The sequence below is a fragment of the Streptococcus porcinus genome (assembly GCF_900475415.1).
Taxonomy (GTDB): domain Bacteria; phylum Bacillota; class Bacilli; order Lactobacillales; family Streptococcaceae; genus Streptococcus; species Streptococcus porcinus.
On the sequence record NZ_LS483388.1, the window covers coordinates 1,430,183 to 1,443,252 of the forward strand.

The 13,070-nt window shown below is 34.9% G+C and carries 15 protein-coding genes and 1 pseudogene; 2 read left to right on the forward strand and 14 right to left on the reverse strand.

Going from position 1 to position 13,070, the window contains the following annotated elements; all coding sequences use genetic code 11:
• Nucleotides 1–52: 52 nt before the first annotated feature.
• Together DQM45_RS07080 and gloA are read left to right on the forward strand one after the other, a co-directional pair.
• Nucleotides 53–718, forward strand: a complete 666-nt coding sequence (locus DQM45_RS07080) for an NAD(P)H-dependent oxidoreductase (protein WP_003083156.1) — start codon at nucleotides 53–55, stop codon at nucleotides 716–718.
• Between the two features lie 14 nt (nucleotides 719–732).
• Entirely contained in the window at nucleotides 733–1,113 is a 381-nt protein-coding gene (gene gloA / locus DQM45_RS07085; protein ID WP_003084823.1) for a lactoylglutathione lyase, read from the forward strand.
• A gap of 62 nt (nucleotides 1,114–1,175) precedes the next feature.
• On the opposite strand, the gene smpB is transcribed toward gloA, so the two are convergent.
• From smpB to DQM45_RS07155, 14 genes and pseudogenes are all read right to left on the reverse strand, one after another.
• The gene (smpB, locus tag DQM45_RS07090; protein ID WP_003084337.1) at nucleotides 1,176–1,643 is read right to left on the reverse strand and encodes an SsrA-binding protein SmpB; all 468 of its coding nucleotides are present in this window, start codon (nucleotides 1,641–1,643) and stop codon (nucleotides 1,176–1,178) included.
• Nucleotides 1,644–1,645: 2 nt separating this feature from the next.
• The gene (rnr, locus tag DQM45_RS07095; protein ID WP_003083152.1) at nucleotides 1,646–3,994 is read right to left on the reverse strand and encodes a ribonuclease R; all 2,349 of its coding nucleotides are present in this window, start codon (nucleotides 3,992–3,994) and stop codon (nucleotides 1,646–1,648) included.
• An 87-nt stretch (nucleotides 3,995–4,081) separates the two neighbouring features.
• Nucleotides 4,082–4,318, reverse strand: coding sequence for a preprotein translocase subunit SecG (secG, locus tag DQM45_RS07100; RefSeq protein ID WP_003083751.1), 237 nt, complete (start codon nucleotides 4,316–4,318; stop codon nucleotides 4,082–4,084).
• 45 nt (nucleotides 4,319–4,363) lie between these two features.
• Nucleotides 4,364–4,510, reverse strand: a complete 147-nt coding sequence (gene rpmG / locus DQM45_RS07105; RefSeq protein WP_077323081.1) for a 50S ribosomal protein L33 — start codon at nucleotides 4,508–4,510, stop codon at nucleotides 4,364–4,366.
• The gene (locus tag DQM45_RS07110; protein ID WP_277779882.1) at nucleotides 4,507–5,676 is read right to left on the reverse strand and encodes a multidrug efflux MFS transporter; all 1,170 of its coding nucleotides are present in this window, start codon (nucleotides 5,674–5,676) and stop codon (nucleotides 4,507–4,509) included. The genes rpmG and DQM45_RS07110 overlap by 4 nt, the downstream gene beginning before the upstream one ends.
• A gap of 130 nt (nucleotides 5,677–5,806) precedes the next feature.
• Nucleotides 5,807–7,306 (reverse strand): helicase HerA-like domain-containing protein, encoded by a 1,500-nt coding sequence (locus DQM45_RS07115; RefSeq protein ID WP_039984897.1) that lies wholly within the window; start codon nucleotides 7,304–7,306, stop codon nucleotides 5,807–5,809.
• A 340-nt stretch (nucleotides 7,307–7,646) separates the two neighbouring features.
• Nucleotides 7,647–8,234 carry a dephospho-CoA kinase gene (gene coaE, locus DQM45_RS07120; protein WP_039984898.1) on the reverse strand — a complete coding sequence of 196 codons (588 nt, stop codon included), beginning with the start codon at nucleotides 8,232–8,234 and terminating at the stop codon, nucleotides 7,647–7,649.
• The gene (gene mutM, locus DQM45_RS07125; protein ID WP_003082807.1) at nucleotides 8,231–9,052 is read right to left on the reverse strand and encodes a DNA-formamidopyrimidine glycosylase; all 822 of its coding nucleotides are present in this window, start codon (nucleotides 9,050–9,052) and stop codon (nucleotides 8,231–8,233) included. Before mutM ends, coaE begins: the two co-directional genes overlap by 4 nt.
• 412 nt (nucleotides 9,053–9,464) lie before the next feature.
• A complete protein-coding gene (locus tag DQM45_RS07130; RefSeq protein ID WP_003084370.1) occupies nucleotides 9,465–9,764 on the reverse strand; it encodes a bacteriocin immunity protein in 300 nt (99 codons plus the stop codon).
• A pseudogene (locus tag DQM45_RS10340) lies at nucleotides 9,745–9,897 on the reverse strand (garvicin Q family class II bacteriocin); the annotation flags it as partial. The pseudogene DQM45_RS10340 and the gene DQM45_RS07130, both read right to left, overlap by 20 nt.
• A 33-nt stretch (nucleotides 9,898–9,930) precedes the next feature.
• Complete coding sequence (locus DQM45_RS07135; protein ID WP_003084472.1) at nucleotides 9,931–10,563, reverse strand: ABC transporter ATP-binding protein; 633 nt, start codon at nucleotides 10,561–10,563, stop codon at nucleotides 9,931–9,933.
• 602 nt (nucleotides 10,564–11,165) lie between these two features.
• Nucleotides 11,166–11,957 (reverse strand): hypothetical protein, encoded by a 792-nt coding sequence (locus tag DQM45_RS07145; protein ID WP_003084912.1) that lies wholly within the window; start codon nucleotides 11,955–11,957, stop codon nucleotides 11,166–11,168.
• 56 nt (nucleotides 11,958–12,013) lie between these two features.
• Entirely contained in the window at nucleotides 12,014–12,403 is a 390-nt protein-coding gene (locus DQM45_RS07150) for a hypothetical protein (protein ID WP_003083159.1), read from the reverse strand.
• A 181-nt stretch (nucleotides 12,404–12,584) separates the two neighbouring features.
• Nucleotides 12,585–13,061, reverse strand: coding sequence for an NUDIX hydrolase (locus tag DQM45_RS07155; protein ID WP_003084654.1), 477 nt, complete (start codon nucleotides 13,059–13,061; stop codon nucleotides 12,585–12,587).
• Nucleotides 13,062–13,070: the final 9 nt, after the last annotated feature.

The following is a 13,070-nucleotide window of genomic DNA, read 5'->3' on the forward strand; positions in this document are numbered from 1 at the left end:
TTCATAAAGCCATTGTGCTATCATTAATGTTGTAGAAGCTTGGAGGTGGAAAATGACAGAGGACATCAAAAAAGTTATTAGAGACAGTTACACTTTTCGAACAGCGGTACGCGTCTATAATAATCGAAAAATCTCTCAGGAAGACTTAGATCTCATACTAGATGCTGCTTGGCGGAGTCCTTCTTCTGTTGGTTTAGAAGGTTGGCGTTTCGTTGTTTTGACTAATGAGACAGTTAAAGCTGAACTTAAAAAGGTTGCTTGGGGTGCTCAATACCAATTAGAAACGGCTAGCCATTTTATCTTATTACTAGCAGAACGCAATGCTCGCTATGACGGTGAATCAATGCGCCAGAGTTTGGTGAGAAGAGGGATTTCAGATGAAGAAGCTATCCTAAAACGTTTAAAAACTTATGAAGACTTCCAAAAACGTGATATGAAAATGGCTGACAATCCCCGAGCACTCTTTGATTGGACAGCAAAGCAAACCTATATTGCCTTAGGCAACATGATGACAAGTGCTGCCTTAATAGGAATAGATTCCTGCCCTATTGAAGGTTTTGATTACGATAAGGTTAATGCTATCTTGGCTAAACATGGTATCATTAAACCTGATAAAGAAGGAATTGCTAGCATGCTATCACTAGGATATCGTTTACGAGATCCTAAACATCCTCAAAATCGCAAACCGCGTGCAGAAGTTATTACTTATTTTGACTAAAAAAGGAGATTACTATGAAAGCTTTACATACTTGTATTCGTGTCAAAAACCTAGAAGACTCTATCACCTTCTATACTAGTGCCTTTCCTTTTAAGGAAACAAGACGAAGAGATTTTCCTGATAAACAATTCACACTGGTTTACCTCGCTTTAGAGGGGGAAGACTACGAATTAGAGTTAACATACAACTATAATCACGAAGCCTATGATTTAGGAAACGGCTATGGTCATATTGCAATTGGATCTGACCACTTCGAAGCCGATTACGAAAAACATGTTCAAGCAGGTTATCCAGTTACAGATATTAAAGGTCTAACAGCAACATCAGCGCCTTACTATTTCATTCAAGACCCTGATGGTTACAAAATTGAAGTGATTGATATTAATCACAAATAGGGGAATCTTTCCCTTTCACATCTCATAAAAGATAATAAGAGCTCCCAAAATGGGAGCTCTTATTATCTTGTGTTAATACTTTTCATAACCCGCCTAATATCACGATCTTGTTCTTTTCGTTTCAAACTTTCACGCTTATCGTAATCATGTTTTCCCTTAGCAAGACCAAGTAAAACTTTAGCAAAACCATCTTTCAGGTAAACCTTTAAGGGAATCAAGGTCATACCACTACCTTTTAGTTCATTTTCCAAATGTTGAATTTCCCTTTTTTTAAGTAATAACTTGCGCGTTCTATCTGGATCCTGATTCCAAATATTGCCCTGTTCAAAGGGAGCAATATGAACATTGACTAACCAAGCCTCATTATGTTTAATCTGGGCAAAGCCATCCTTTAATTGAATCCGAGCTGCGCGAACACTTTTAATTTCTGTACCGGTCAAGACAATTCCTGCTTCAATCGTTTCTACGATGGTATAATCGTGCCTTGCCTTTTTATTTTGTGCTAGCAGATTTCCTTCACCTTTTGCCATGATTAACCTTTCCTTTTCTTTTTCTTCTTAGCAGCATCTTTATAAAATGGTTTGTGTGAAGATGCTTGTCCTTTTCCTTTTCTAGCTGAGGAAGATTGCTTCTTTTTGTCTCTTGATTGCTGTGAAGCGGAACCTTTTTGGCGATCTTCTGAAGATGTCGACTGACGTCTGTCTCTTCGTTTACCCTTGACTGGCTTAGCCAATTTTTCCACGACATCAAATTCACTTGGAAGGTATTCAAAATCAATATCACCAGTTTCTTTATCAGCTTTAACTAATTTGACCTGAATAGCTTGACCAACTTTAAATACTTTGCCAGATTTTTCACCTTGTAAAGTCATTGTACGCTCATTGTAATTATAATACTCTGGTAAACTCGTCACATGAATCAAACCTTCAATTGTATTTGGCAACTCCACAAAGAGTCCAAATTTAACAACACTAGAGACAATCCCATCAAAGGTTTCACCTATATGTTCTTCCATGTATTCAGCTTTTTTCATTGCTTCTACAATTCGTTCCGCATCAATTGCTCGACGTTCTAACCGTGATGATGAAGACGCTAACTCCGGAATAACCATCGCAAAATGATTACGCTTATCTTCAGTTGCCTGAGTATATTCTCTAATCATCCGATGGACTAATAAGTCAGGATAACGACGGATTGGACTGGTAAAATGTGTATAGTAGTCAGCAGCTAATCCATAGTGACCATGATTGGTCTCAGAATAACGCGCTTGTTGCATGGATCTAAGGAGCATCATATTAAGAACTTCAGCTCCAGGCTTCCCATCAACTTTAGCCATAAAATCTTGTAGAGCTTCTTGACTAATTTTAGCTGCTGTCCCTTTAATCTGAATTCCAAAAACACTAGCATAATCAATAAATTTTTGTAATTTCTCTGATTTTGGTTCCTCATGAATACGATAAATGAAGGGGTAATTGCTACGTGCAAAATGCTCAGCTACACATTCGTTAGCTGCCAACATAAAGGACTCAATCATCCGCTCAGCTATTCCCCGAGTACGAACAACAATATCCACAGGCATACCTTTTTCGTTAACAAGAATTCTAGCTTCCAAAGTATCAAAATTCAAGGCTCCACGCTTAATGCGCATCCTTTCTAAAATCTTATGAAGCTTAGCCATATGCTCAACAGATTCAGAAATAGCAGCATATTCTTGCAACATCTCCTCATCACCAGCCAACATATCATTAACAGCACTGTAAGTCATTCGGAAAGTCGTATTGATAACTGACTGACAAATTTGATAGTTTAAAACCTTCCCATTAGAATCAATCTCCATAATTGCTGATTGAGTCAAGCGATCCACGTTTGGATTTAAAGAACAAATACCATTTGATAAACGCTCTGGCAACATTGGTACAACGCGGTCAGTGACATACACAGACGTACCACGAGCAACAGCTTCTTGATCTAAAGCAGAGCCCTCAGTCACATAATAGGAAACATCAGCAATATGAACCCCTAACTCATAATTACCATTCGCCAAAGGCTTAATATGAATAGCATCATCCAAATCTTTGGCATCTGCACCATCAATAGTAAAGGTAATTTCCTTGCGTAAATCAATACGGCCTACCAAATCTTTGTCACTTGGCGTCTCCGAAATAGCATTTGCCTCTGCAATCACAGCTTCTGGAAATTCAGAGACGATATCCATTGATTCTAAAACTTCCAAAACATCTATGCCAACATCTCCTTGATGGCCAACAATATCTCGGACATTCGCAATAAAATAGTCGTGACCCTTAGTTGGGTATTTTTCAATATCAGCCTTGATAATTTCGGTTCCATCAAGAACTACAGGTTCTTTTTTTATATAGATTTTTTGTTGAACTTTTTGATTTTTCGACTTAATATAGCCTGCATATTTAGGTTTTTCATCATCCAAGACGAATTTACCAACTACTGTTCTTAAGGCACGTTCAACAATACCAACGACTTTGGCTTCCGCAGCTGTACCTTTTAACCTATCTGCTGGTTTTTTAACAACTACTTCTACAATATCCCCATCAATAGCATAAGCAACATCGTTTTTCCCGATAAACATGTCATCTTCTGTATCTGTTACCTGTAAGAAACCGAATCCTGCTTTATTAGCTCTAAAAATACCTTGAACAGTGATTTCCTTTTTCTTTTCCTCTTGTTTACGTAGGGCAATACTGCCGTCATCAGAAAAGCGCAAAAGACGCTTGCTTTCCATCTTAGATATTTCTTTTATAAGGCTGGGAAATTTTTTAGCCCCAGCCATCCCTAAAGAAGCTGCAAGTTCATTAATGTTTGACTTGCCATGCTCCTTTAAATACATCATAATATTTTCTTTCATACTACCAAATTTCTATTTTTATCTCTTTATTGTCAAGTCTTAGCTTCATAAAAAAATGAGCTAGACCAACTCTGTCAAGCTCACTCTCTATTTACTTGATAAAACAGCAAGCACAAGTGCGATAGCTAGCCAGAAAAAGACTAGTACTGCTGTAAAGCGTTGCATAAATGCTTCAAAGCCACGAGCTTTTGTCCGCTCAAATAAAGCTTCTGAACCACTGCTATCAAAAACATTACTGCTTGGATTTTTCTGAGGTTGCATAAAAATTGCGATTATCAAGACAACAGATAAAACAAGCAATACTGTGAGTAGTAAGTTGTACATGTTCATTCCTCCACTATAGTCTCACTAATTCTAACACAATTCATACTAAGTTTCAATATGTAAGGTTACTTTTCTCTCCTTAGGACAATACTTTGGAACCTTAATTTTTTCAGGATGGTTCGTCTTGTTCTTACTTGTCAAATAGTTTTTACTTCCACATTCACTACACTTTAAATTAATTTTAACTCTCACACAATATCCTTAACATATATATATTTTCTAAAATTGATGGTACACCAAATCAGGTTAATCAAGACAATTATACTAGTTACATAGAAAACAGAACGATAACCCATTAAAATTGCAACATTAGATCCAATAAAGGGACCAATCACTTGCCCAATATTCATAAACATTTGGTTAAAAGAGAAGATACGCGAAATCCCTTCCTTAGGGGTCATACGAGTCAACAAGGCATTAATGCTTGGCATCAGAGCCCCTACACCAAAACCATAGGCAAACCGTAGCAAACCTAACTGCAAGCTTGTTCTAGCTAAGGCTGTTAAAAAATACATGATAAAACTATACAGCAAAGCTAGTAAGAGCATACGATGATTACCAATTACATCACCCACTTTTCCCAATATTGAGCTACTAAGTAAACTAGATACCCCCATAGCCGACACGATTACTCCCGAAACAAACATGAGATTTTCAGTTTGCCCAAGATGCCTAATATATAGCGCTAAAATGGGAGCAATAGATTGAGCGGAAATTTGGATAATCATACTAGTTACAAAAAGACTTACCATCATTTTAGGACTCTTGATCCGTTTCAAAATAATACGTGTCGGCACCACTTGTGCTTTTTTAACCGGTTCAAAATCTTCCTTCACAAATAAAACGGTCATCATAGTACAGATTAACAAAATAACACCGACCAATAAAAAGACCAACCGAATCCCAACCATTTCAGCCAAGACACCTCCAATTAATGGCCCGATAAGAGTACCCGCCGTCACACCTGTCGCTAAGGTTCCTAATGCATAGCCTGATTTTTCCCTCGGCACTTGACTAGCAATCAAGGCTGTAGAGTTCGGAACATAGCCCGCGAAAATACCATTAAGTAACCTAAGTAATAGTAGCCACTGTACATTTGGAATAAAGGCTAAGCCCCCCATAGTAAAGGTCATCATCAAACTGGCTCGAACCATCATTGGCTTTCGTCCATAGCGATCCGCTAAACGACCCCATACCGGAGCAAAAATAGCCGAAGCCAAGGCTGAAATAGCAACAGCAAGACCAGCATACCATTCAACCCGATTTTTTGCTACCCCAAGATCCTCTACAAAAAGCGCCATAAAAGGCATGACAAGCGAAAAGCTTGCCCCAGTAAAAAAGGTACCGAGCCAAGCCACTTTCAAATTTTGTTTCCAATTAACAGTTTCTATTACTTTCCCATCAATAAAGCATCACTTCTTTCCAAAATCTACTTGGACCATTATAACATAATTTAAAAAAGAAAAAAATTTGCTGAGAATGAATCCATTACCTTCTAAGAGAACCCAATAGCCCCCTTACTAATTCACGACCAATAGTCCTTACAGTAGTACTAATAAATGCATCGGTAGCCTTTTCTACCACTGACTTACGCGGTCGACCAACAGACCGCCGCGCAGCACGATCAGCCTCAGCTTGTTGTTTAGCCGCTTCCTTGGCAACCTTTTCTCGCTCCTTTGCTAGCTCCGCTTCTTTTGCAGCTGCTTCTTCACCTAACACTTTTTCTGCCAATTTTTCATAAGCTGACTCTCGATCTATACTGTGAGCATACTTGTTTTGATATGGAGAAGTTTGATTTAAGTTCACCAATTCATCATCTGACATCAAATCAAAACTACTTTTAGGTGGCATAATATATGCACGTTCAACGATACTTGGTTGCCCTTTTTCATTAAGAGCTGAAATAAGTGCTTCTCCAACTTCTAGCTCTGTAATCACAGTTGCCACATCTAATTCTGGATTCTGCCTAAAAGTATCGGCAGCAACTCGAACTGCTTTTTGTTCTTTTGGTGTATAGGCACGAAGCGCATGCTGAATGCGATTCCCAAGCTGAGCTAGTATTGTCTCTGGCAAATCCAAAGGATTTTGTGTCACAAAGAAAATCCCAACACCTTTTGAACGAATGAGACGTACAATTTGTTCAACTTTATCTAAAAAAATCTTTGGAGCATCTTTGAAAAGTAAATGTGCTTCATCAAAGAAAAAGACCATCTTTGGTTTTTCAAGATCACCTACCTCGGGAAGTAACTCATAAAGTTCAGAAAGCATCCATAGTAAGAAAGTAGTATAAAGAATTGGAGAATTAAAAAGTTTAGTGGCGTTAAGAATATTAATAGCTCCTTGACCACTTGCTACATCTAACTGAATAAAATCAGCTAAATCTAAGGCAGGCTCACCAAAGAACAGATTTGCTCCTTCTTGCTCCAAAGTCAATAATTGACGTTGAATAGCACCAACTGATTGTTTTGCAATATTACCATATTTCCCTGAATAATTACTAGTATGATCCGCTACTTCTTTTAAGATAGCTTGCAAATCCTTTAAGTCTATCAATAACCATCCACGATCATCTGCAATTTTAAAAATAATATTCAATACACCCGTTTGTGTATCATTCAGATTCATAAGACGAGCTAACATCAAAGGTCCCATTTCAGAAATTGTTGTCCGAACAGGCAGACCTTTCTCACCATAAATATCCCATAGACGTACTGGAAAAGCTTGCGATTGATAATTCCCAATCCCAAGTTTATCTAGTCTTCTTTGTAATTTATCATTGACTTGTCCAGCTTTAGCTAGATTACTTAAATCACCTTTAATGTCAGCAAGAAAAACAGGAACTCCTGCCAAACTTAATTGCTCCGCTAAAACTTTTAAAGTGACTGTTTTTCCTGTACCAGTTGCTCCGGCAATCAGACCGTGCCGATTTAACATATTTAGTTGAAATTCAATAGGGGTTTTCCCTTTTGCAATTGTTAGTGTTGCCATGTCAACCTCTTTCTCCACTTCAAAACATTTAAAGACCATAGTAACTTCTTACAATTCCAATTATAACATAAAATAGCTTAAATCTTTTTTTAGGCACTTCGTACCAAATACCTTTTACATAGCTATAAAAGTCTGTACATAGATGACTTTATTTCAAAAAGACTGATTGCGCTAAAAACTATTTCACTTGTACTAATTAAGATTAATTTACTTAATCCCACTAATAGAATAATCTAAATTAGCATAATAAAAACAGCAACTACTATCTCACCAAATCCAAAAGTGAAGTTCTCCCCTACTTGTAGCTATTCAAGAACTTATTGATTAAAGAAAAATCCTACTAAATTAACTTTCTAAGAGCATCGGATACCTGTCTTTTTAAATCTTCAACACTCCCACTATTATCAAAAATCTTATCCGCAAAAGCTCTTTTCTCCTCTAAAGGCATTTGACTCGCTAAACGCTGAAGGGCTTCGTCTCGAGAATAGTGATTTCGAGCCATTAATCGAGCAATTTGGATATCTTTAGGGACGTAAACCAACCAAATCGTATCAAACCAGTTCTGATACCCCAATTCAATGAGCAAAGGAATGTCCATAAAAAAAACATCCTCAGAGACTACTAAAGTATCCTTCGCTTTTTCCAATTCTTCATGAATAATCTGATTTTGAATGTTAGCAGATAGTTCCCGATTTTCTTGACTTGAAAAAATCATTTCTGAAAGCTTCGGTCGATCCAATCGTTCATCTTCAGTAAGAATCTCAGGACCAAAAGTTTTCACAAGAGCATTATACAAACGCCCACCTTTTTCCTGCAAAGTGTGAACAATTTGATCCGCATCAAGAACTTTGTAACCTGCCAAGCGTACCTGTTCAACCAAAGTAGACTTACCCGAAGCAATACCACCCGTTATACCAATAATTGTCATAGTTTTTGACACTTGGGACAAAAATGTGTCCCTCTCCCTCCAACTTTAATTTTCTCAATAACTGTTCCACAACGAGGACAAGGTCTGCCATTTTGACCATAAACCTGTAAATAATCCTGCATCGACCCATTCATCCCTAGAGTATTTTGATACGTTCGAATGGTCGAACCACCCTTGTTAACAGCAAAATTCAAAATAACAATGGTCTGATCGTGAATCCTTTTCATTTCAACCTTCTTCAAATTTGAAGCCAGTCGCAAGGGATGCACTTTTGCCGCCCAAAGAACCTCATCCACATAGATATTGCCCAATCCAACCACTAATTTCTGTTCCAAAAGTAAGGGTTTGATTGGTTTTTTGGATAATCGCAGAGCAGCCTCAAAGGCCTTTAGCTTAAATTCATTTTTCGTCGGCTCAGGTCCAAGCTTCCTCTGACTGAAGTACAAATCAAGCCCATCCCGAGCTAGCAGTTCCAAGGTACCGAATTTACGTACATCTTGATAAACCAAAGTTGACCCGTCTGTAAAATGAAAAAAGAAATGAAAATGCTTATTTTCCGGAATACCATCTTCAAAAAGCAAGTATTTCCCCTCCATGCGCAAATGAGAAATCATCACTAAATCGCTAAAATTGAAAATCAGATACTTGCCACGACGACCAATGGAAAGAATTTCTTGCCCAATCAAATCGCTAGCAAAAGTTTCAGAATTGGAAACAATCATCTTAGGTACTTTTACAGTAACCGATGCAACCACTTTCCCAATAACTAATTTTTCCAAGCCACGACGAACTGTCTCAACCTCAGGTAACTCAGGCATGATTCCTCCTTGTTCAAGTCATTTTTTTATTATGTGAAAATTAAAATGACAACATTTTTTCTTTATACATTGATTCTAATCATTACAGGATTAAGTTCGGCTAATTCCTAAATGACATCATTACATCTATTATAACACGATAAAAGGAGTGCTGAGAAATGAAAAAAGCAAGTCCCATTTAATGATGACTTGCCTGATTTTTGTAAAATAGAAATATCTGCTAATAACCATAAATGAAAGATAGCCATTTTCTTTAGGTCTGGACAAGATAAAACAGACTAATTCAAACGTAACAGCACTTAGAATTAATTTCATATTTGTCCAAGAATCCATTTTTTATAAATTTCCAAAAACAACTAATAAGATTGTTGTCAAGCTAAACGGTAGTAAACCTTTTAGTTTCATCAACTTTCTACCTCATTATTCCGTAGAACCCTAATCCACGAGCAATATTTTTATTTAATTCATTATAGGAACATATTTTTTTATAAAACTCATTAACAGCTATAATCATTTTTTCTTTTGAAGATATATTTTTTACAGCTAATAGTCTTAGTTCATTTGATAAATTCATAATATTATTTTCTAAATGTGGAGATTCTTCAATATTATTTTTATATGTAATTAATATTCGTCTTTCCTCTTCTTTAACAGCAGGATTAATTATTAAATTTGTCACATCCATCAACAGATCATTTTTTGTTATTTTCATAATATTCCCCTTTATACCCAGGATTAAAATACCCTCCACCAAGTGACGAAATCCAGCCATTTACAATTACATCCTTTGTTACTTCAAAATTACCTTTCGTTACAACATATCCCCACTCACCATTAGGATACCTACTAAACATTTTTTGTTATGAAAAGATAAATATTTAATATTCTTCCGAAACTATTTTCCCTTCCTGCACATGAAAAATAGTGTCACATAAATCAGCTATGTCACTTTCATAATGAGAAGTCATTATGACAAACCCTTTTTCTTTATGCTTTCTGATGAGTTCTTTAGTAATATCAACACTTTTGATGTCAAGTGCATTCATTGGTTCATCTAGAATTAATAGTTTAGGGTTATCCATAAAAGCTTGAATAAGAAGCATTTTCTTTCGAGTTCCTAGGGACAAATGTTTATAAAGCGTATTCTTAAATTTTTTGATTTGATAGAGATCTATCCAATAGTCTAAATCAATACACTGACTGTTTGGGCATATTTTTTTAATCAGATTCAAGTTCTCTTCAAGAGTCAAATGGCTAATAAAATCTTGATTTCCAAGTACTAAGCCTGCATCACTAATTGTTGCATTTCCTCTTCCAAGAATTTTTCCATTTTGACGAACTTCTCCTTTACTTAGCCGACAAAAACCGGCTAATGCTTTTAAAATCATTGTTTTCCCTGAACCATTTATACCTACTAATCCATAGACATGATGATTCGAAAATACCAAATTAATATGGTTTAATATTGTCATTTGTCCTTTTCGTACAATACCGTTTTTAATTTCTAGCAAATTGATACCTCCAGTATGCATTCAATAATAGGTGAAGCAAAACAACAAATAATAAAATAGCTATCTGCTTGAATAGGATAAACCGAATCAGAATTTCTATACAAATTGCTATTAATACGAGAACATTATTTGAAATATAATATGTAATAAAAAAATAACAAATACTATCTACAAAAAACCACGTCAATAATAAGAATGTTAAGTTTATGACCTGTTCTATATCCTGTAATAATATCGACGAAATACTATATATACAAATTACTTGAAGAATAAATTCCTTTAAATACAAACTCGTTATGACTCTATAAATAGAAATCTGAAACTTTAAATGATTATTACAATGAGCTCTAATCATAGTCTTTACACCAATAGATAATTCAGCCATAAATGCATATGTTGTTAAAAAACTTGTAAAAGATAAACCTAAAATCATAATTAATTTAAGAAAGCTAAGCTGTTGACCATTTATAGAAAGAAATGGATTAATTAATTGAAAGGCGACTAAACTAGAAATTTCTGAATGCGAAATCTCGTTATAGTGCGTCAACAAAAGATAAGAAATAAATAATGTAATAATAAATTTTGTGATGTAATAGGTAAGTTTATATAATTTCATATGAATTTTTAAATTTTATGACTAAAAAGACGATAGCACATGGTAAATATGAAGCAAAAACTTGCCAGATAGTAATATCCCCATAAGATGTCATCATAATATGAGTCATTGGAACTAAGTAAAAGGGAAGAAAGCTATATAAAATTGGTGCAGTTCCCCACATAAATAGAAGATAAACTAGTGCTGATTTTGTAAAATAATTAAAATAATCAATAATATAAAATATTAAGAATGACTCTGCTAAAAGTGCAGAAGATTTCACTAAAAAATAATAAATCAGATAATTAGTGGTATTTGTTCCAAAAAACGAAAGAATAGAATTGTTATTAAAATAATATTCAGTTCCACTTAAATCAAATCTGCCAACTCCTTTAGATACAGTAATGATAAAGGCTAAAATAATTGTAAAAATAAAAATACTTAGTACCGCTAAAATAATCTTTAATTTTTTTAGTGTGAGATAATAGTATTGTGTCCTACCCAAATAATAGCGACAATACCTATTTTTAAGATAATTATAAGCGTTTCCAATAAAAATAATTAACAAGGGGAACAAAAAAGCTTGGTAAAAATTATACTCAAAAAGGGTATTATTCAAAGAAAGCAAACCCTTTAAATACTTCAATTTTATGCTTTCTCCATTTGATTGAACTAAATCATTCGCATTTGTATCAAAAAATAAAACGTGAAGAACAGATTGGTGATAAATTAATAACAGAAAAACCAAAATAGTAAAAAGGTACCATTTTTTATAAGGTAATAATTTAATTGAAATCATATTGTCTCCTTCAATAGTGGGAATAACAAACAAGTTTAATTATTTTTTAATTAGGTTCATTTTGAATCTGGAGACCAACTACCATCTATAAAAAAGCCTTTATCCCAGAAGTTTTCTCTAGCTAAGTTTAAATTATAAATATAGTTTCTCTTGGCACCATTAGTATAAACACCTCTTTGACCAGTCCAGGTCAAATCAACATCACTTCTTCTATTTCCTTGCGAATTTGCAAGATAATGCTTCACTCTTATTTGTGGATTCTTCGATGACAAGTTAACAACATAATAACTATCATTCATTTTCTGTAGGTAGCCTGTTCCAGTAAAATTAGGTGTAATTCGAAAATGTGATAGTTGGCCAACTTGTCTTGTTCCAGCAAATACACTTGATGTTGAAATAAATATACTAGCTAAAACTATTAAACTCTTTATTTTTTGATTTTTCATTATTTTTCCTCCTTATATGATTTGTTACCCCCTTAACTATAAATTCGCAAAAATTTAATAAAATTAGCTTTTTGTCATTTAAATGAGTAAAAACTATTTTATCATGAATCTATTTTTTTGACTATAAGACAAAAATTTCAACATAAAAAGCACAGCCTACTAGCTGTGCTTCACTTTATTTTTACCACCCTAATTTAAAAGTGTTGTTAAAGTATTCCTTTAACATTAGTCTATGTTTGTCTGATATATTAACTAGAGAGTCAATGTCATTTTTTGAAAAGAATTTTAATTTTAGAGTCTCTTCGTTACTAAAATCGGTAATTTCTATACTCGACTTTGCTTTAACTTCATACAAAAAGACAACTGTTTGGACTTGATCGCCATTGGGGTAGACTTCGGTAAAATTGCTGTAGACGTTGAGGAAACGTGTCGCCTCAATTGGAATGCCAGTCTCTTCAAAAAATTCTCTTTGACAAGTATCCACAGTGCTTTCACCTAATTCCATGGCCCCGCCTGGTATTGCCCATGTTTTTTTATCTCCCCTTAATTGGAGTAATATCTGTCCTTGTTCATTTTCTAAAATACCACCTGCAAAGGTCATGATGACTTTATCATGACCAACTTTTGACCGCATAAAAGAGATATAATCTTTTTCCATCTTTACTCC